The sequence below is a fragment of the Corynebacterium wankanglinii genome, assembly GCF_013601005.1.
GTDB classification, from domain to species: domain Bacteria; phylum Actinomycetota; class Actinomycetes; order Mycobacteriales; family Mycobacteriaceae; genus Corynebacterium; species Corynebacterium wankanglinii.
Map to the genome: position 1 here is coordinate 57,427 of NZ_JABFED010000002.1, position 18,252 is coordinate 75,678.

The following is an 18,252-nucleotide window of genomic DNA, read 5'->3' on the forward strand; positions in this document are numbered from 1 at the left end:
GCGACCTACCCTTTTTGCGCCTTCACCCAGCGGATCAGCTCCGTTGCGTCCTCATCCGCGTTGGCGAACGGGTCGGGCAGCTCTACCGTGCGGGGTTCTGGGCGGTTGACCTTCATGTGCACCCAGTCGACGTTATGCGACAGCTCCGCCTCCCGCACGGCGCGCAGGAATTCGCCACGTATGACCGCGCGGGTGGTCTCCGGCGGGTGATCGGCGGCGTGTTCGATGGCAGCGTCGTCGATCCAGCGCTTCGCCAACCCCTTGCGTTCGAGCACGTAAAACAAACCACGCTCGGGGTTGATGTCGTGGTAGGTCAGGTCAATCTGCGCGAGCTTCGGGTGGTCCCAATCGCACCCCAAGCGGTCTTTGAACTGAGTAAGTAGCTTCCGTTTGATCACCCAGTCGATCTCCGTGTCCACGGCGGAGAAGTCTTGGTCGGCGATCGCTTCGAGCACCCGGTCCCACAGATCTACTACCCGGGACATTTCCGCATTCGGGGTGCCCTCGTCCGGGCGCTGCAGCAGCCAACGTTTCGCAGCTTCCAGGGTGTTTTGCTGTACCTCCAAAGCGGTGATGGTTCCGCCAGCAGCAAGCGTGAGTTCCGTACTGCCAGTCGGATCCCCCGCGATGTCGCGAATGTGCGCAATCGGGTCGGCGAGCTCCATGTCCGGCAGGTCAAACCCGGCTTCAAGCATCTCGATGACCAGTAGCATCGAGCCCACCTTGAGCGCGAATGTCGGCTCCGACATGTTCGAATCGCCGACGATGACATGCATCCTGCGGAATCGGTGCGAATCTGCGTGCGGTTCATCCCGGGTGTTAATGATGGGGCGCGTGCGGGTTGTCGCGGATGACACACCCTCCCACACCTGGTCTGCGCGCTGGGAGATCACGTAGCGGCCGTCCGCGATCTTGCCCGCCCCGCAAATGAGTTGGCGGGTGACAAGGAAGGGCAACAGCTGTTCGCCGAAAGATTTCAGCGCTAACTCTCGGCTAACCAGGTAGTTCTCGTGGGCACCGTAGGAGTTTCCCCGCGAGTCCACGTTGTTCTTAAACAAGTAGGTCGCCCCGCTGAAACCGTCGGCGCGCAGGGCCTCGTCGCACTGCTGCGACAGGCGGTGGAAGATCCTCTCCCCCGCTTTGTCGTACGCGAGAAGCTGACTGAGCGAGTCGCACTCCGCCGTGGCGTATTCCGGGTGCGAACCGACGTCCAAGTACAGACGCGACGCATTCTGCGTGAAAACGTTGGAGCTGCGGTGCCTGGCAACCACCGGGCGGAACAGATATCGGGCCACCTCCTCCGGGGTGAGCACCTGGCGTGCTCCGTCGTAGGCGGCAACACCGAACTCCGTTTCCACGCCCATAATCCGGCGCGGGTAGCTGGTGGCCAGCTTACTGCCCGCCTTTCTGCACGAAGGATTTCACGAACTCCTCGGAGTTGCTGTCCAACAGCGCGTCGATCTCGTCCAAGAGGTCGTCCGTGCCCGAAGTGTCAATTTGCGCCTGGCCCGCAGCGTTCGCCGCGGTGTCGTCGCTGTGGTCGTCTCCGCCGCCGCCCGAGACGTGGGTGTGTTGAGTAGCCATAGGCCCAACCCTACCGCTCAGGGGTGAGCCCGAGGCCCGAAAGGAGATCCTTCGCCGTGGAAGCGCGTTCAATCAGCTGCCCCACGTCCTGTTTTGTGTGCCCGCCCACGAGATCCAACGGCACACGGTAGAGCGAGCCGTCCACGGTAAACAGCATGGATTGCCAGCTCGAGGCCGTGAGGTTTTCGGCAAATTTCTCCCCAGCGCGCCCACGGAAGTAGGCGCGAGTGTCCTCGGGCGGATGTACGGCGGCCTGCGCAATCTGCTCCGCGGTCGCCATCGTGCGCATCGCACCCTTTCCTACGAGTGCGTGATACAGCGAGGTCTGGGGGTCAATGTCGGCGTATTGCAGGTCGATCGCCTGCAGTTTCGCCTGGGTGGCGCCGCGGTCTTCGAAGCGGCGCACCAACGCCCACTTCGCGGTCCAGTCCAGCCGGTCTGCGGTAGACAGCGGGTCCCGCTCTAGGTCATCGAGTATCTCGCCCCACAGCTCCAGTACCTGCCTATCGACGTCGCTTCGCCCCGTACACCGCCTCCGGTATTCGCGGAGAACCGAAATGGCGCTCAACCTTCGGCCGTCGTGAAGCTCTAGCTTGTGGTTGAGGGAAGGGTCGTGGCTGACCGCCTTGATCTCCTCGACTGGGTGGGCCAGGCGGAGGTCCGAGAAATCCACATCTGCCTCGATGGCGTCAAGGACCAGGGAGGTCATGCCAAGTTTGAGGAAGTTGGAAAACTGGCTCATGTTTGCATCCCCCACGATGACGTGCAGGCGGCGGAAGTCCTTCTCAGGCGTGTGCGGTTCGTCGCGGGTGTTGACGATGCCGCGGTTGAGCGTGGTTTCCAGCGAGACTTCCTGTTCGAAGTAGTCGGCGCGTTGGGAAATCTGGAACCCCGGGGCTTCTGATGCCTGGCCGATGCCGACGCGGCCGGCACCGATGATGACCTGGCGTGTGACGAAGAACGGGATGAGCGCCTGGGTGAGCCGCTCGAAATTGGTGTGGCGCGAGTACAGGTAGTTTTCGTGGCTACCGTAGGAGCGGCCCTTGCCGTCGACGTTGTTTTTATAGAACTTCAGCGGCGGGCACGGCTCGTGGTTGGCCAGCACGGAGACCTGCTGCTGCCACAACTGGCGGATGTCAGAGGCGGCGTCGTTGAGGATGATGTCGCCGGCGGCGTCGTAGATCATCGCGTCAAACGCGTTCGAGCACTCCGGACTGGAGTACTCCGGGTGGCCGTGGTCGACGTAGTAGCGCGCGCCGTTGGTGGTGACCACGTTGGCCACCCCGATCGCGTTCGCGTCGACGACCGGCACGCTGCGGTAGCGCTGCAGGTCGAAGCCGCGCGTGTCTTTGAGCGGGGCCTCCTCCGCATAGTCCCAGCGAGTGCGGGCCTGGGTGCGCAGCGCCGCGTAGGCAACCACCGCGTGCGTGGAAGTGACCAGCGGGCTGATCTGCGGGTTGTCAGGGCAGGTGATGCCGTACTCCGTCTCGGTTCCCATGTAACGCGTCATAAGTGACGAGCCTAGCGGGCGCACAACCTTGCTAGCCGGGGCAACCGGCATCTACGGAGATCGTCGCCGCAGAACCCGAGCACGAGACCCCTAGTATGCGCGTTTTCGGGGGCGTAATCGGGGTTTGTTACTCGGGGTCTGGCCGAAATACGCGTGCGAGTGTTTGGTGGGTAATGCGATGAGTCGTATTTTATTTGGCTATGACTACTCGTACCTCGCCCGGCGCGGACACCCCGCACGCCGAGCGCAAATTTTTCGGCCAGCCGCGGGGCCTGGCCAACTTGTTCGGCATCGAGCTGTAGGAGCGGTTCAGCTTCTACGGCATGCAGGCGCTGCTGGCGTTCTACATGTACTACGCCACGACCGACGGTGGGCTCGGCATCGACCAGTCTGTCGCCCTCAGCCTCGTGGGTGCGTACGGCGGTTTCGTCTACATGATGGCGCTGGTCGCCTCTTTCGTGGGTGACCGGCTCCTTGGAGCGGAACGCACACTGTACTACTCGGCCATTTTGGTCATGGTCGGCCACATCGTGCTCGCCCTCGTCCCCGGCGCGGCTGGACTGGCCCTCGGCCTGGTGTGCGTCGGCATCGGCTCCGGCGGCGTGAAGACGGCCTCGCAGGTTGTGCTGGGCGATCTGTACGACCGTGAGGATCCGCGCCGCGACGCCGGCTTCTCCATCTTCTACATGGCCGTTAATATCGGCGGTCTCCTCGGCCCCATGATCACTGGCTGGGTCTGGGGTATGGCAGGTTTCCACTGGGGCTTCGGACTGGCGGTCATCGGTATGGCCATCGGTTTGATCCAGTACACCCTGATGCGGAAATCCACCATCGGTGCAGCGGGCTCGGAGGTGCCGAACCCGCTGCCGCGTTCTGAATGGGCGAAGTGGGGACTTTCCCCTTTTGGTTGGTTCCGTGGCTTTCTTCGCTATCTTCCAGTCGCAGTTCACCGTCGTGGCCGTGTACTCCGACCAGCGAGCGGATCTGAGCTTGTTCAACTGGACGCTCACCCCGGCTCAGGTGCAGTCGTTTAATCCACTGTTCATCATCATCTTCGCGCCGGTCTTCGCAGCTGCGTGGACGAAGTTGGGTGAGCGCCAGTGGTCGTCCGCAACAAAGTTCGGTGTCGCCAACATCATTATCGGCGTCTCCCTATTCATCTTCTTGCCGTACGTGGGCAAGGGCCCGCAGTCGACGCCGCTGCTCGTCCTTGTGGTGGTCCTGTTCCTGTTCACCATGGGCGAGCTTTTCCTCTCGCCTGTGGGCAACTCGCTGGCAACCCGTGTGGCCCCGAACGCGTTCAAGTCCCGTTTGTTCGCCGTCTGGCTCATGTCCGTGTCAATGGGTACCGCGCTGTCCGGTGTGCTGGGCTCGCTGTACAACCCCGACGATCCGTCCGCGGAGCGCACCTTCTTCATCACCCTGTCCGTGATCACCATCGCACTGGGTGTGTTCCTTATCGCCATCCGTCGCTGGGTGGTGAGCAAGTTCGTCGACTTCCGCTAGGCCCGGCGAAGCTTTTCGTCGCAAAGCAAAAAGCTCGTTACCCGCACTGGGCAACGAGCTTTTTCGTGGCTTTACCAGCCGCGCTCTGCCAGGCGGTGCGGCGCCGGGAGGTCGGCGACGTTGATGCCGACCATCGCCTCGCCCAAGCCGCGGGACGCCTCGGTCACGGCGGCGATGTCGTTCCAGTTCTGGGTCGCCTTCACCACGGCCTTGGCGCGTGCCTCCGGGTTGCCGGACTTGAAGATGCCGGAGCCGACGAACACGCCGTCCGCGCCGAGCTCCATCATGAACGCGGCGTCCGCCGGGGTGGACACGCCGCCGGCGACGAGCAGGGGCACTGGCAGCTTGCCGTGCTCAGCAACGGAAGCTACCAGCTCGTAGGGCGCCTGCAGCTCCTTCGCGGCGACGTAGAGCTCGTCGCGGTTGTTCGCCCAGATGGCCTGCAGACCGGCGATCTCGCTGGTGATCTTGCGGATGTGCTTGGTGGCCTCGGAGACGTCGCCGGTGCCCGCCTCGCCCTTGGAGCGGATCATGGACGCGCCCTCATTAATGCGGCGCAGCGCTTCGCCGAGGTTGGTCGCGCCGCAGACGAACGGCACGGAAAAGCCGCGCTTGTCAATGTGGTTGACGTAGTCGGCGGGGCTTAAAACCTCGGACTCGTCGATGTAGTCCACCCCCAGGTGTTCGAGGATCTTCGCCTCTACCGTGTGGCCGATGCGAGCCTTCGCCATCACCGGGATGTCCACGGTGTCGATGATGCCCTCAATGAGGTCCGGGTCGGACATGCGCGCCACGCCACCCTGGGCGCGGATATCAGCAGGCACGCGTTCCAGCGCCATCACAGCAGATGCGCCCGCATCCTCGGCGATTTTGGCCTGCTCGGGCGTAACCACGTCCATGATCACGCCGCCAATGAACTTCTGATTCAACTCTTCTGCTTGAGACATACCGCTTAGTCTGCCCCGGAAACTGGTAGATTCCAAGTGCCAGTTCCATATAGTTTCTTTGGACCAGTTGATGCACCTGACCATCTCCCGGGACCACCCGAGCCCCATCCCGACGCAGATCGCAGCTGAAATCAGGGCGGCCGTGGCCAACGGCACGCTCGCGCCTGGCGACGCCGTCCCGTCCACCCGCGCTCTCGCTCAGCAACTAGGCATCTCCCGCGGCAGCGTGGTCACCGCGTACGACCAGCTCGAAGGCGAGGGGTATCTGCTTACCCGCCAGGGGGCTCCGACGCGGATCCACCCAGAGCTCGCCGTGGCCGAGCGGCCTCAGACCGCTGCCCTGTCAGGGCTCCCCCGCAAGGTGGCCCGCCCCCGGATCTCCTTGAAGCCCTCGCCGGGCAACGCGGGCGCGATCCGCTCGGCAACGTGGCGCAAAGCCTGGCGCGAGGCGGCCAAGCACCCCGGCGCGGACGTGGACAACGCCGGCGAGCCGGAGCTGCGCAGTGCAATCGCCGACCACCTGCGTCTCGCCCGCAGCATGGCGGTGGCCCCGGAACAGATCGTGATCACAGGCGGGTCCCGCGAGGGCCTGATGTGCATCCTCCTTTCGCTCGGTGCCAGCCTGCGCGTGGGCGTCGAAGACCCCGGCCACCCTGGTCTACGACGAGTCATTCCGCTACTTGGCCACGAGGTTGTTGAATGCGCGACTGACGGCGACGGCGTGGTTGTCAAGGAGCTTCCCAGCGACGTGGACGCGCTGTTGGTCACGCCATCGCACCTGTACCCCTTCGGCGCAGCCATGCCAGCGCCACGCAGGGCGGAGCTGCTGGAGTGGGCGGTAAGGACGCGGACGACCATTATCGAAGACGACTTCAACACCGAGCTGCGCTACCGCATCTCACCGCAGCCGACATTGTCCTCACTCGCCACCAACGCGGACGTGTTGACGCTGGGCACGTTTTCCACGCTGCTCTCGCGTGAACTTGCCGCGGGCTACGTCGTCGCCTCTGCTGCGACCGCAGCCGCATTGCGGGAGATACGCGACATCCTCGGCGTGCCCGTGTCGGCTGTAACTCAGCGGGCCATCGCGCATCTGCTTGACGACGGCGTCGCGCGCCGCACCTCCAGCGCGGTCCATCGGGGGCTGGCGCAGCGCCGTGAAGTTCTGAACGAGCAGCTTGTCCCGCTGTTCAAGGGCGCCCGACTCGCACCCGGCGATGGCGCGGATCTGACTTTGCGTTTTGGCACGCCAAAAGAGCGGGACGAGTTCGAACAGCGCTTGCGGGAGGCAGGTATCGAATCCGGACATGAGTCCACCTTGTGGACAAATAGCGGCGATGGGTTAGTGCTGAGCTTTGCGCACCTTAGTGCCGATGATTTCGGAAAATCCCTCGAAGCTGTTTCCCAGACGATCACTACCCTGGGCCGAGTCCAAAAAGGAACATAAGGAGAGAACAGATATGGACGAGACCAGCTACCCACTAATCTCCCCAGAGAAAGCACGTGCACTGCGCGAGCGCCAGGAACTCGCGTCCGATACCGCAAGCTTTGCAGATCAGCACTTCGACGTTGTTATCGTCGGCGGCGGTTTCGCCGGAACCGCGGCAGCGGTCAACCTTGCGCGGGCGAACCGCAAGGTGTGCCTCGTGGATGCGGGGGCGCCCAGGAACCGCAACAGCGAGCATATGCACGGCGTGATCGGCCTGGATGCGGCGAACCCTTCCGCGCTGCTTGCCCGCGGTCACGCAGAGTTTGTGTCCTACGGAGGCCTTCTCATCGACGGGCGCGTAGAAACCCTGGAGCAAACGCCCGAGGGCGATTGGGCGGTGAAGCTTGAGTCGGACGACGCATCCACGGCTTCGCAAGTGCTCGTTGCCACAGGGATCACGGATGTGCTCCCCGGGGTCCCCGGGTTGGAAGGAATGTGGGGCACCCGTGTCTTCCACTGCCCGTACTGCCACGGGTACGAAGCCAAGGGTAAGAACATCGGTGTAGTCGGAGGAAAGAACCCGGGGTTCACTGCGAGGATCGCCACGTTGCTAACCAAGTGGGCCGACAGCGTCACGCTTTACTCCAACGGGATGGACCTGAGCCCGGAGCAGCGTGAACGCCTTCAACGATGCGGAGTAGCTCTTAACGACGATGACGTAGTGCAGGTATCGCCAGCCAATGACGACGACCACGCCGTTGAGATCACCACAGAGACCGGACCGGTCCGCTACGATGCCTGCTTCACCGGACCGGAGTTCTCACCGAACGATGCCCTCCTCCGGGGAGCCGGCTGCACCGTTGCAAATGGCTGGGTGCAGGTTGAGGGAGGAAGAACCTCAGAGTCTGGACTGTGGGCGGTTGGCAACGTCGTTAGCTCGCCGGATCAGGTCTCTCAAGCACTCGGCTCGGGTGCCGCCGTCGCTATCGCCATCGACCAGCACCTGTTCGACCAAATCTAGACGGCGGAAGGCGGCAAACCTACCCAATGACCTCCGCGGCAACGACGCGCTTGCACGGTAATCACCGAGGACGATTTCAACACTGAACTGCGCTACCGCATAGCGCCCCAACCGACCTTGTCCACGCTCGCGCCAGCAGCGGACGTGCTCACTCTCGGCACGTTTTCCACGCTGCTCTCACGCGAACTCGCCGCCGGATATGTTGTCGCCTCCCCCGCGACCGTGGCCCGGCTGAAAGAGGTCCGTGGCATCCTCGGCATGCCCGTCGCCACAGTGACGCAACGCGCGATCGCCTCGCTGCTGCACGGAGGTGTCGTCCGCCGCAACACCCGCGCGGTGCACCGGGCGCTGGCGCAGCGACGACAGGTGCTGCAAGACTGCCTGGTGCCGCTATTCGACGACGCATGCCTCGCGCCGGGCGACGGCGCCGACCTGACGGTCCAATTCTCGTCGCACCTGGCGCGCGACGCGTTTGAAACCCGTTTGCTCGAGGCGGGCATCGAGTGCGGCCACGAGTCGTCTCTCTGGACGGAAGGCGGCGACGGGCTCGTCTTTAGTTTTGCGCATCTGAGTGACGGAGATTTCATGCGGACTGTAGACATCATTGGACAAACGATCCACCCCTATTGACGCAGATTCGCTACTCCATTTAGAGTTGTACAGAAAGTTGTACGTCATCAAACTAGTGGGAGCGAGCAATGAAGGTCATGTCATATTCGGAATCTCGAGCCAACTACGCCGAGGTGCTTTCCGATGTCGTCGACGATTGTGAAGAGGTCGTCATTACCCGGGCAGGTCACGACCCTGTCGTCATCGTTTCTCTAGCTGAGTACGAATCGCTCAAGGAAACCAACTACTTACTGCAATCCCCTGCTAATGCGCGGGTGCTCAAGCAGCGGATTGAGCGGCTCGAACGTGGCGCATCCGTACGCAACGAACTCATCGCGGACGAAGAATGATCCTCAGCTGGGACGAGGACGCCTGGTCCGAATACGTGGAGTGGCAAACCACCGACAAACGGGTACTGAAGCGTATCAACGCCCTCATCCGCGATATTCAACGTAACGGCAACGATGGCATTGGAAAACCCGAACCGTTGAAGCACGAACTCAGCGGATACTGGTCCCGGCGTATTACGAGTGAACACCGGCTGGTGTACAAACTCACCGAAGAGGAGGTGCGCATCGCAGCCTGCCGATACCACTACGGTGAATAAGCAGTGATCCGCTATCCGATAACCTCCGCGGCGACGACGCGCTTGCCATGGCGGCCGGTAATCCGCGCCCACTCGTCGGGGTTCGCCGTGTTCGGCATGTCCTCGCTCTCATCCTGCTCAGCGCGCACCGCCTGGCGAAGGTGCTCCTCCGTCAGGCCGGCGGTAGACACGCCTGAGAGGTGGTCCTTGATGGCCAGCTTCTTGGCGCGGTCCACCACGTTGGCGATCATCGCACCGGAGACGAAGTCGGAATAGTGCAGCACTTCCTCGGCTCCGTCGACAAGCTCCAGGCGCACGAAGGGCCGCGGGGCAAACATGGCGTCCGCGGCCGCGTCGATAAGCACCTCGCGCGGGGCCGCCAGCGGCACTGCGCTCGTGATGTAGCGCGTGAGGATGTCCTTCGCCTCGTCCCTATTCGGCCGGGAGACGCGGATCTTGATGTCGAGGCGGCCGGGACGCAAGATCGCCGGGTCAATGAGCTCCTCGCGGTTGGTCGCACCGATGACGATGACGTTGGCAATGTCTTCCACGCCGTCGATCTCGGTAAGCAGCTGCGGGACCACCGTGGTCTCCATGTCGGAGGACACCCCCGATCCGCGGGTGCGGAAGATCGACTCCATCTCGTCGAAGAACACGATCACCGGGTTGCCGCTGGCGGCGAGTTCGCGTGCGCGCTCGAAGATCAGTCGGATGCGTCGCTCCGTCTCGCCGACGAATTTGTTCAGCAGCTCCGGGCCCTTGACGTTGATGAAGTGGGCCTGTCCCCCATCACCGATGCGCTGGGAAAGTGAGTTTGCAACAGCTTTCGCAATGAGCGTCTTGCCGCAGCCAGGCGGGCCGTACAGCAACAGGCCTTTCGGCGGGCGCAGGTCGTAGGCCTGGTAAAGCTCCGGGTGGGAAAACGGCAGCTCCACGGAATCCTTGATCGTCTCGATCTGGGACGACAGCCCGCCAATATCCGCGTATGTGACGTCGGGGACCTCGTCCAGGGACAGCTGGTTGACCTCGGTCTTCGCGATACGCTCGAACGCGTACCCGGCAGAGGCGTTGACTAGCACCGTGTCGCCCGCGCGCGCTGCCGCCCGCAGCGGCTCTGCGAGTAGGACCAAAGACTCTGCGCCATGCTGGTCGGCCACGATGGCGCGGTCATCCCCGACGCGTTCGATCATGGTGACCAGCTGGCCGGTGGGGTCGAAACCGCAGGTCTCTACCACAATAGTGCCCTCCCCCAGGCGCACCATCGTGCCGGGAACGAGCTCGGATGGGTCCACCAGGGGCGAAACCTTCAACCGCATGCGGCGGCCCGAGGTGTGCACCTCCGCCTCCCCGCTGCGCGCGGCCGGGGCAAGAAAGATGCCGTACGTCGATGCGGGCTCGCCCAGCTCCTCGACCTTCGCGTACAGGTCGTTGAGCTTGTCGCGACTGGTTTTCAGCAGCTCAGCGAGCTTCTCGTTGCGCGAACTGAGCTCGCGGTTCTTGCGTTGAAGGTCGCGCAGCTCCGGGCCGAAGGCATCGTCGTGGACAGTAGGCATGTGCTTGAGCCTACATAGGACTGGTTGCTTATCGACGAGCTTTGCGCTGCGGCCGCGGCGGCGTGACCCCGTCCGCAAGCCGGCGCGTCCACACGAGGAATGCCGTGTGCGCGTTCATGCGGTGCTCCGGGCGGGTAGCCAAGCCCTCGACCTTCCACTCGCGCAGCAGGGTTTCCCATGCACGCGGCTCCGTGAAGCACTTCGCCTCGCGGATGGCCTCCATGATGTTCATCAGCTGCGGCACGGTGGCCACGTACGTCATGAACACCCCGCCCGGGATGAGCACGTTTTTCACCGTGTCTATGAAGTGCCAGGGCTCCACCATGTCCAGGATGACGCGGTCCACCTGGCCGTCCAAGTCCTCCGGGGTGACCTCGCCGAAATCGCCCAGGCGCGGGGTCCACCAGCTTGGCTCGCCGCCGAAGTAGTCGGCGACGTTGTCTTTGGCAAACGCCAGGTGGTCATCGCGGATTTCGTACGAGTACACATGGCCTTCAGGTCCGACGGCACGCAACAGCGACATGGTCAGCGCGCCGGAGCCGGCGCCGGCCTCAAGCACGCGCGCGCCCATGAAGATGTCGCCTTCGACAAGGATCTGTGCGGCATCCTTCGGGTAAATCACCGCGGCTCCGCGCGGCATGGAGAGCACATGGTCCACCAGCAGGTGGCGGAAGCACAGGTAGTCCGATCCCAGCGTGGACTTCACCACGGAGCCTTCGTCGGCGCCGATGATGTCGTCGTGGTGGACGATGCCTTTGTGCGAGTGGAACTGCCCGCCTTCTTTGAGCTCGATGGTGAAGTGGCGGCGCTTCGCGTCGGTGAGCTGCACCTTATCGCCTGGCTGGAACGGTCCCGAATACATGGCGGTTAGTATGCCCTACCGCGCGCCCGCGTAAAAAGCCGCAAGCGCGCGCACGAAATAGTCCATGTCCTCGAGCCCGCACAGCTCGCGCGCGGAGTGCATGGACAGCAAGGGAACGCCGACATCGACGGTGGGCAGCCCAAGCCGCGTCGAGGAGATTGGTCCGATGGTGGACCCGCAGGGCACGGCGTTGTTGCCCACGAAGGTCTGGTGCGGCACGCCCGCTGCGCGACACGCCAGGATCCACTCCGTCTCCGTGGCGGCGTTGGAGGCGTAGCGCTGGTTGGCGTTGACCTTGAGCACCGGGCCCTTGTTCAGCAGCGGGTGGTGCGTGGGGTCATGCTTGCCCGGGTAATTGGGGTGCACCGCGTGGGCCGCGTCTGCGGAGACCTGGATGGAATCTGCGATGATCTCGGCCGGCTCGCCGAACTCGGCGGCGACGCGGTTGAGCACCCGCTCCAGCAGGGGCCCGCCCGCGCCCGCGGTGGAGGCAGAACCGACCTCCTCGTGGTTGAACGCGGCCAGCACCAGGATGTCCTCGGCGTCGTCTTTCGCAGCCAGCATGGCTTCCATCGACGCCCACACGCTGGTCAGGTTGTCCAGGCGGCCGGCCGCGAGCACGTCGCCGATGACCTCGCCTCGCTGAGCGTCCGCGGTGATGAGCTCGTGGGCGACGATGTCGTCTGCGGCAATGCCCGCGGATTCCGCCGCCAGCTCGAGCAGCGGCCGATCCACGCCGAGAATCGGCTGGGTGTGCACCTGGCGGTCTATCTCCGGCATGTCGCCGCGGTAGAGGTGGATAGCCAGGTTGGGCACGCGCGCGACAGGGCCGGTGTTGACCAGGTGCTCGGTGCGATCCGCGGTGACCACGCGGCCAGCGAAGGTGAGGTCACGGTCAAACCAGCTGGCCAGGATCGGCCCGCCGTACACCTCCACTGCTACCTGGCGGAAGCCTTCCCGCACCACATCCGGGTCCGGCTTTGCCATCAGGCCGGGAGAATCAGTGTGCGAGCCCACCACCCTGAACCGAGGCCGGGCGTGTTCCGGCACCCACCACGCAACCACAGCGCCATCGCGCACAACGAGGTGGCCGCCGGGGGCGTGCGCGTCGTCGTCAAGCGAAAAGCCCTCAGCCTGAAGCCTCGCAGCGACTGTCTCGGCGGCGTGGAACGCGGACGGACTCTGGGCGAGAAAATCGATGAAAGCTCGTGTCATGGCTCCACTCTATGATGTTGTGCACCATGACTCGCCCCATAGCTATTTCCCCGTCCCGCGCCTCCGACTACAGGCGCTGTCCACTGCAGTACAGGCTGCGCGCCATCGATAAAATCCCGGAGCCATCCACGGAGGCTCAGGTAAAGGGCACCCTGGTGCACGCTGTGCTGGAAGAGATGTTCACGTGGCCGCGTGAGCAGCGCACCTATCCGGCAGCGGTGAAGCGGCTCAGGCCGCACTGGGAGAAGATGCGGGAGGAAGAACCCGGCTGCGCCGAACCGGTGGCGGACGAGTACCAGCTGCTGGTGGATTCCCGCACGCTGCTGCGCGGGTACTTCACCATGGAAAACCCGCTCCGCTTCGACGCCCACGCCCAAGAGATGCCGGTGGATTTCACGCTGCCGAATGGCGTTCCCGTCCGAGGCTTCATTGACCGGGTGGATATCGCGCCCACCGGCGAGGTGCGCGTAGTCGACTACAAAACTGGGAAGAAGCCCCAGCTGCGCTATTCGCAGGACGCGCAGTTCCAGATGCGGTTTTACGCGCTGGTGTACTGGCGGCTGTTCGGCGTGGTACCCACGCAGCTCAAGCTGATGTATCTGAAGGTGATGGATTCAATGATCCTCACCCCCTCGCGCGAGGAGCTAGAATACTTCGAACGCGATTTAGCGGAGCTGTGGTGGAAGATCGAGGCCGATGGTAAGGCTGGCACATTCCGCCCGCAACAGTCCAAACTGTGCGGCTGGTGCGCGTTTCAGTCGCTCTGCCCCGTCTTTGGTGGCACTCCCCCGCCGTACCCCGGGTGGCCGGGGTCGCGGGCGGAAAGAGAATCCTCGCCGGAGCCAGATGGCGGCTTAGAATAGGCCGCTGATCACGCCGTTTGCGTCAACGTCGATGTTATTGGCTGCCGGTTGCTTTGGCAGCCCCGGCATCGTCATCACGTCGCCAGTGAGCACGAGAACGAACCCTGCGCCCGTGCGCGGGATGAGGTTGCGCACATGCAGCGTGTGGCCGGTCGGAGCGCCCAGCTGGGTGGGGTCATCCGAGAACGAGTACTGGGTCTTGGAGATGCACACCGGCAGCGAATCGAAGCCGTTATCCTTCAGCGTCTGCAGGTCCTTCAGTGCCGCGGCGGAGTACTGCACGTCTTCCGCCCGGTAGATCTCCTTCGCGATGGTCTCGATGGAGCGCTCAACGCCCTCCGCCGGGTCGTATAGCGGGTGCGAGGTGCCCTCAGTGAGGTTGTCCAGGAGCGTCTGAGCCAGCTCGGTGGCTCCGTCGCCGCCCTTAGCCCAGACGTCTGCCTCGGCCAGAGCGATCCCCTTGGCCTTCGCCCAGTTATGCACGAACTCCAACTCCGCAGCGGAGTCTGAGGTGAAGCGGTTGAGCGCGACGACGGGAGTCACGCCAAACTTCCGCACGTTTTCCACATGGCGCTCGAGGTTGACGATGCCTTCTTCGAGCGCACCGGCGTTTTCATCGGCGAGGTCTGCCTTGGCCACGCCCGCGTTGTGCTTGATGGAGCGGATCGTGGCAACGATCACTGCCCCGGCGACGTCCAGGTCGCCGTAGCGGGCCTTGATGTCGAAGAACTTCTCTGCACCCAGGTCGGAGCCGAAGCCCGCCTCGGTGAGGACGATGTCGGCGTACTGCTGCGCGGTGCGGGTGGCAATGAGCGTGTTGCAGCCGTGGGCAATGTTCGCGAAGGGGCCGCCGTGGATGAATGCCGGTGTGCCGCCGAGCGTCTGCACCAGGTTCGGGTTGACGGCGTCCTTGAGCAGCGCGGCCATGGCGCCTTCAGCGCCCAGGTCACCTGCGGTCACGGGCTTCTTGTCATACGTCAGGCCAATGGTGATGTTCGCCAGGCGCTGCTTCAAGTCCTCTAAGTCGGTGGCCAAGCCCAGGATGGCCATGATTTCGGACGCTGCGGTGATAGTGAACCCTGTCTCTGCCGGCACGCCGTGCGCCGGACCGCCGAGGCCGGTGACCACATTGCGCAGGGCACGGTCGTTGACATCCAAGCAGCGCTGCCACGTCACGCGACGCGGGTCGATGCCGAGGGAGTTGCCTTGGTGGATGTGGTTGTCAATCAGCGCTGCCAGCGTGTTGTTAGCGCTGGTGATCGCGTGGAAGTCGCCCGTGAAGTGCAGGTTGATCTGCTCCATCGGGACCACCTGGGAGTATCCGCCGCCAGCGGCGCCGCCTTTGATGCCCATCACGGGGCCAAGCGACGGCTCGCGCAGCGCCACCATGGCGTTTTTGCCCAGCTTCGCCAGCGCATCAGTCAAGCCGATGAGCATGGTGGATTTGCCCTCGCCAGCAGGCGTCGGGGAGACACCGGTGACCACGACCAATTTTCCGGGGGTGTTCGACGGCGCCTGGGTGATGTCCACCTTGGCCATGTACTTGCCGTACGGGATCAGGGCGTCGTCACTGACCCCCGCCGTTGAGGCGATCTCTGTAATGGGGGCCAGTTGGTGGGCTTGGGCGATTTCGACGTCAGTCAACGGTTGAGCAGTCATGTGTCTCACACTACAACGGCCCCGATGGCGTAACCCAGAATCACGCTGACAAAGATGCAGACCACACCGGGAACCAGGAACGGGTGGTTGAACACGTATTTGCCAATCCGGGTAGAGCCCGTGTCGTCCATCTCCACCGCAGCCAGCAACGTCGGGTACGTAGGAAGCACGAATAGCGCCGAGACTGCGGGGAACGCCGCCAGCGCGGTCAAGGGGCTGACACCGATGGCGAGTGCGGCCGGGATGAGGGCCTTTGCCGTCGCGGCCTGCGAGTACAACAGCGAAGCTGCTACGAACAGCACCACTGCCAGCAGCCACGGCTGCGCGGTAAGCACGTCGCCAGCGATGCTTTGGATGTCATCGATGTAGTAGTTGATAAACGTCGTGCCCAGCCATGCCACACCTAGCACGCACACACTCGCCGACATGCCAGAGCGGAACACCTGGGTGTTCAGGATCTCCGCTGCGCTGGTGCGGGTGACCAGCACGATTGCTGCTGCGGCGGCGAGCATGATCGCCATGATTGCCTCGTTGCGCGGGATGGTCGGGTTTTGCACCAGTCCCACCTGGTCCGAGATCAGCGTGGCGTAGACCATGACCACCACGATCGCGGCGAGGAAGATACCTACCGAGGCTTTCGCGCCTGCCGGAGCCTCGTAGTCGGAGCGCTCACCAGGCTTTGCGACGAGACCTTCGGCCAACCGCTTCTTGTAGACGGGATCGTCGCCCAGATCCGGCCCTACCTTGTTGGCGACCCACGCCATCGGGAAGATAGCCAGGAACGTTGCAGGAAGCATCACCGCGAGGAGCTGGAGGTAGCCCACCCCTAACGGTTCAAGCGCGGACGCCATGAACACCACCGCGGCGGAAATAGGTGAGGCGACGATAGCCATCTGGGAGGCGATAACCGCCGCCGACAACGGCCGGGAGGGGCGCACGCCGCCTTCCTTCGCCACCTCCACAATCACGGGCATGGTAGAAAACGCCGTGTGCCCGGTACCGGCGAGCACGGTCATGAGCCAGGTAACAATCGGCGCATACACGGTGATGCGCTTCGGGTTGCGGCGGAGGAACCGCTCCGCCAAATCCACCAGGTACTCCATGCCACCGGCGAGCTGCATCGCGGAGATCGCCGCGATGACGCACATGATGATCCCGATGACATCGAATGGAATGGCGTCGGCGCTCACCGGAATCCCGGTAGCGCCGAGGAGGAGCACACCGAGGCCCCCAGCGAACCCGATCGCGATGGAGCCCATACGGGCGCCCAGAACGATCGCCCCAAGCAGGATGATGATGTGGACGGCAAGCATCTCCGAACACTCCTTCAGGCAGGGAATTTAGTCATCCCAATTATCCGCCCGTGCCCCACCCAAACAGAAATGCAGCGGGTGTGACATTGGCTACCTGCCTATGCCACACCCGCTATGTGGGGGCGTTATTCGCCGGCGGGGAGCTCCCCGTTGTCAACCAGGCCCGGCTCGTCGTCAACGTAGAGTTTGCCGCGGTACTCCGGGTGCATGAGGTTTTCCTTGCTCAGCAGCTTCTTCAGGTCCTCTTCGTCGATGAGGCCCTTCTCCAGCACCAGGTCATACACGCTCTTGCCGGTCTCAGCCGCCTCGCGCCCGATGAGATCGCCGTTGTGGTGCCCAATCACCGGGTTCAGGTAGGTCACGATGCCAATGGAGTTCGTCACGTACGCCTCGCACACCTCTTTGTTCGCGGTGATACCCACGACACACTTCTCGCGCAGCGTCTTCGCCGCGTTGGTGAGCAGGCGGATGGACTCGAACAGGGATTGCGCGATGACCGGCTCCATCACGTTGAGCTGCAGCTGCCCGGCCTCGGCGGCCATAGACACGGTCACATCGTTGCCGAAGACCTTGAAGCAGACCTGGTTGACCACCTCGGGAATGACCGGGTTGACCTTCGCCGGCATGATCGAGGAACCGGCCTGACGCTCCGGCAGGTTGATCTCGTTGAGACCCGCGCGCGGGCCCGAGGACAGCAGGCGTAGGTCGTTGCAGATCTTGGACAGCTTCATCGCGGCGCGCTTGATGGCACCGTGCATCATCACGTAGCCGCCGGTGTCCGACGTCGCCTCGATCAGGTCCGGGGAGGCTTGGATATCCAGGCCCGTGACCTCGCGCAGGGCGGAGACGACCTGATCGCGGTAGCCGTTCGGGGTGTTGATCCCGGTGCCGATCGCCGTGGCACCTAAGTTAATTTCCAGAAGCGAATCCGCCGCAGAGCTAATGGTGCGCTGCTCTTCAGCCAGGTTCGCACCGAATGCGGTGAACTCCTGGCCCAGGGTCATCGGAACGGCGTCCTGCAGCTGGGTGCGACCCATCTTGATGATGTCGGCGAACTCGTCACCCTTCGCCCGCATCGCCTTCTGCAGCTCATCCAGCTCACTCAGCAAGTTCTGCACCGCGTAGTACACCCCGAGGCGGAACCCGGACGGGTACGCGTCGTTGGTGGACTGGGACATGTTCACGTCGTCGTTCGGGTTGATCACTTCGTAATCGCCCTTCTCCCGCCCGATCAGCTCGAGCGCGAGGTTAGCAACCACCTCATTGGTGTTCATGTTCACCGAGGTGCCCGCGCCGCCCTGAAACACGTCGATCGGGAACTGGTCCATGCACACGCCCTCGTCCAGGATCTTGTCGCAGGCTGCCACGATTGCCTCGGCTTTGTCTTTGGGCAGCGCGTGCAGGCGACGGTTGGCAATCGCTGTGGCTTTCTTCACCTGGACCATTCCGCGGATGAACTCCGGGAAGTCGTTGATGGTGCTGGCGGAGATGTGGAAATTGTCCACGGCGCGAAGCGCGTGGATGCCGTAGTAGACGTCGGCGGGAACCTCGGCGGTACCGAGGAGGTCTTCTTCGATGCGTGTATTCATAAGCGC

Annotated in this window: 16 protein-coding genes and 1 pseudogene; 7 read left to right on the forward strand and 10 right to left on the reverse strand. The window is 63.5% G+C overall.

Annotated elements, in window-relative coordinates; all coding sequences use genetic code 11:
• Positions 1 to 5 precede the first annotated feature (5 nt).
• From pafA to dop, 3 genes are read right to left on the reverse strand one after another with little or no spacing between them, the layout of a single operon-like run.
• Complete coding sequence (gene pafA / locus HMA55_RS03240) at positions 6 to 1,364, reverse strand: Pup--protein ligase (RefSeq protein ID WP_181191648.1); 1,359 nt, start codon at positions 1,362 to 1,364, stop codon at positions 6 to 8.
• 28 nt (positions 1,365 to 1,392) lie between these two features.
• Complete coding sequence (locus HMA55_RS03245) at positions 1,393 to 1,584, reverse strand: ubiquitin-like protein Pup (protein WP_181191649.1); 192 nt, start codon at positions 1,582 to 1,584, stop codon at positions 1,393 to 1,395.
• 10 nt (positions 1,585 to 1,594) lie between these two features.
• Complete coding sequence (gene dop / locus HMA55_RS03250; protein ID WP_181191650.1) at positions 1,595 to 3,094, reverse strand: depupylase/deamidase Dop; 1,500 nt, start codon at positions 3,092 to 3,094, stop codon at positions 1,595 to 1,597.
• A 200-nt stretch (positions 3,095 to 3,294) separates the two neighbouring features.
• On the opposite strand from dop, the pseudogene HMA55_RS03255 reads away from it, so the two are divergent.
• Positions 3,295 to 4,600: pseudogene (locus tag HMA55_RS03255) on the forward strand (peptide MFS transporter).
• Between the two features lie 71 nt (positions 4,601 to 4,671).
• Here HMA55_RS03255 and pdxS read toward each other — a convergent pair.
• Positions 4,672 to 5,547, reverse strand: a complete 876-nt coding sequence (pdxS, locus tag HMA55_RS03260; RefSeq protein WP_181191651.1) for a pyridoxal 5'-phosphate synthase lyase subunit PdxS — start codon at positions 5,545 to 5,547, stop codon at positions 4,672 to 4,674.
• A gap of 70 nt (positions 5,548 to 5,617) precedes the next feature.
• Between pdxS and pdxR the strand changes: the two genes are divergently transcribed.
• The 5 genes from pdxR to HMA55_RS03285 all read left to right on the forward strand — a co-directional run bounded on the left by pdxR (position 5,618) and on the right by HMA55_RS03285 (position 9,213).
• On the forward strand, positions 5,618 to 6,994 hold the full coding sequence (gene pdxR / locus HMA55_RS03265; RefSeq protein ID WP_181191652.1) for a MocR-like pyridoxine biosynthesis transcription factor PdxR: 1,377 nt from the start codon (positions 5,618 to 5,620) through the stop codon (positions 6,992 to 6,994).
• Positions 6,995 to 7,007: 13 nt separating this feature from the next.
• A complete protein-coding gene (locus HMA55_RS03270) occupies positions 7,008 to 7,997 on the forward strand; it encodes an NAD(P)/FAD-dependent oxidoreductase (RefSeq protein ID WP_181191653.1) in 990 nt (329 codons plus the stop codon).
• Between the two features lie 117 nt (positions 7,998 to 8,114).
• Complete coding sequence (locus HMA55_RS03275) at positions 8,115 to 8,627, forward strand: aminotransferase-like domain-containing protein (protein WP_181191654.1); 513 nt, start codon at positions 8,115 to 8,117, stop codon at positions 8,625 to 8,627.
• A gap of 68 nt (positions 8,628 to 8,695) precedes the next feature.
• A complete protein-coding gene (locus HMA55_RS03280; RefSeq protein ID WP_181191655.1) occupies positions 8,696 to 8,956 on the forward strand; it encodes a type II toxin-antitoxin system Phd/YefM family antitoxin in 261 nt (86 codons plus the stop codon).
• Positions 8,953 to 9,213 (forward strand): Txe/YoeB family addiction module toxin, encoded by a 261-nt coding sequence (locus HMA55_RS03285; protein WP_181191656.1) that lies wholly within the window; start codon positions 8,953 to 8,955, stop codon positions 9,211 to 9,213. Before HMA55_RS03280 ends, HMA55_RS03285 begins: the two co-directional genes overlap by 4 nt.
• 11 nt (positions 9,214 to 9,224) lie before the next feature.
• On the opposite strand, the gene arc is transcribed toward HMA55_RS03285, so the two are convergent.
• The 3 genes from arc to HMA55_RS03300 are packed head-to-tail and all read right to left on the reverse strand — an operon-like array spanning position 9,225 to position 12,822.
• The gene (gene arc, locus HMA55_RS03290) at positions 9,225 to 10,745 is read right to left on the reverse strand and encodes a proteasome ATPase (RefSeq protein WP_181191657.1); all 1,521 of its coding nucleotides are present in this window, start codon (positions 10,743 to 10,745) and stop codon (positions 9,225 to 9,227) included.
• 28 nt (positions 10,746 to 10,773) lie between these two features.
• Positions 10,774 to 11,607 carry a tRNA (adenine-N1)-methyltransferase gene (locus HMA55_RS03295; RefSeq protein WP_181191658.1) on the reverse strand — a complete coding sequence of 278 codons (834 nt, stop codon included), beginning with the start codon at positions 11,605 to 11,607 and terminating at the stop codon, positions 10,774 to 10,776.
• Between the two features lie 15 nt (positions 11,608 to 11,622).
• Positions 11,623 to 12,822: a M18 family aminopeptidase gene (locus HMA55_RS03300; RefSeq protein ID WP_181191659.1), complete on the reverse strand. Its 1,200-nt coding sequence runs from the start codon at positions 12,820 to 12,822 to the stop codon at positions 11,623 to 11,625.
• A gap of 26 nt (positions 12,823 to 12,848) precedes the next feature.
• On the opposite strand from HMA55_RS03300, the gene HMA55_RS03305 reads away from it, so the two are divergent.
• Positions 12,849 to 13,685 (forward strand): RecB family exonuclease, encoded by an 837-nt coding sequence (locus HMA55_RS03305; RefSeq protein ID WP_181191660.1) that lies wholly within the window; start codon positions 12,849 to 12,851, stop codon positions 13,683 to 13,685.
• Here HMA55_RS03305 and HMA55_RS03310 read toward each other — a convergent pair.
• From HMA55_RS03310 to aspA, 3 genes are all read right to left on the reverse strand, one after another.
• Complete coding sequence (locus HMA55_RS03310; RefSeq protein ID WP_181191661.1) at positions 13,677 to 15,344, reverse strand: formate--tetrahydrofolate ligase; 1,668 nt, start codon at positions 15,342 to 15,344, stop codon at positions 13,677 to 13,679. The two genes, HMA55_RS03305 and HMA55_RS03310, sit on opposite strands and share 9 nt — an antisense overlap.
• A gap of 5 nt (positions 15,345 to 15,349) precedes the next feature.
• A complete protein-coding gene (locus tag HMA55_RS03315; RefSeq protein ID WP_181191662.1) occupies positions 15,350 to 16,657 on the reverse strand; it encodes an anaerobic C4-dicarboxylate transporter in 1,308 nt (435 codons plus the stop codon).
• A 125-nt stretch (positions 16,658 to 16,782) separates the two neighbouring features.
• Positions 16,783 to 18,246 (reverse strand): aspartate ammonia-lyase, encoded by a 1,464-nt coding sequence (gene aspA, locus HMA55_RS03320; protein ID WP_181191663.1) that lies wholly within the window; start codon positions 18,244 to 18,246, stop codon positions 16,783 to 16,785.
• Positions 18,247 to 18,252 lie beyond the last annotated feature (6 nt).

Coding starts and splice junctions, on each gene's coding strand:
- pafA (WP_181191648.1), bottom strand. CDS start 1,364: ATGGGCGTGGAAACGGAGTTCGGTGTTGCCGCCTACGACGGAGCACGC.
- HMA55_RS03245 (WP_181191649.1), bottom strand. CDS start 1,584: ATGGCTACTCAACACACCCACGTCTCGGGCGGCGGCGGAGACGACCAC.
- dop (WP_181191650.1), bottom strand. CDS start 3,094: ATGACGCGTTACATGGGAACCGAGACGGAGTACGGCATCACCTGCCCT.
- pdxS (WP_181191651.1), bottom strand. CDS start 5,547: ATGTCTCAAGCAGAAGAGTTGAATCAGAAGTTCATTGGCGGCGTGATC.
- pdxR (WP_181191652.1), top strand. CDS start 5,618: ATGCACCTGACCATCTCCCGGGACCACCCGAGCCCCATCCCGACGCAG.
- HMA55_RS03270 (WP_181191653.1), top strand. CDS start 7,008: ATGGACGAGACCAGCTACCCACTAATCTCCCCAGAGAAAGCACGTGCA.
- HMA55_RS03280 (WP_181191655.1), top strand. CDS start 8,696: ATGAAGGTCATGTCATATTCGGAATCTCGAGCCAACTACGCCGAGGTG.
- HMA55_RS03285 (WP_181191656.1), top strand. CDS start 8,953: ATGATCCTCAGCTGGGACGAGGACGCCTGGTCCGAATACGTGGAGTGG.
- arc (WP_181191657.1), bottom strand. CDS start 10,745: ATGCCTACTGTCCACGACGATGCCTTCGGCCCGGAGCTGCGCGACCTT.
- HMA55_RS03295 (WP_181191658.1), bottom strand. CDS start 11,607: ATGTATTCGGGACCGTTCCAGCCAGGCGATAAGGTGCAGCTCACCGAC.
- HMA55_RS03300 (WP_181191659.1), bottom strand. CDS start 12,822: ATGACACGAGCTTTCATCGATTTTCTCGCCCAGAGTCCGTCCGCGTTC.
- HMA55_RS03305 (WP_181191660.1), top strand. CDS start 12,849: ATGACTCGCCCCATAGCTATTTCCCCGTCCCGCGCCTCCGACTACAGG.
- HMA55_RS03310 (WP_181191661.1), bottom strand. CDS start 15,344: ATGACTGCTCAACCGTTGACTGACGTCGAAATCGCCCAAGCCCACCAA.
- HMA55_RS03315 (WP_181191662.1), bottom strand. CDS start 16,657: ATGCTTGCCGTCCACATCATCATCCTGCTTGGGGCGATCGTTCTGGGC.
- aspA (WP_181191663.1), bottom strand. CDS start 18,246: ATGAATACACGCATCGAAGAAGACCTCCTCGGTACCGCCGAGGTTCCC.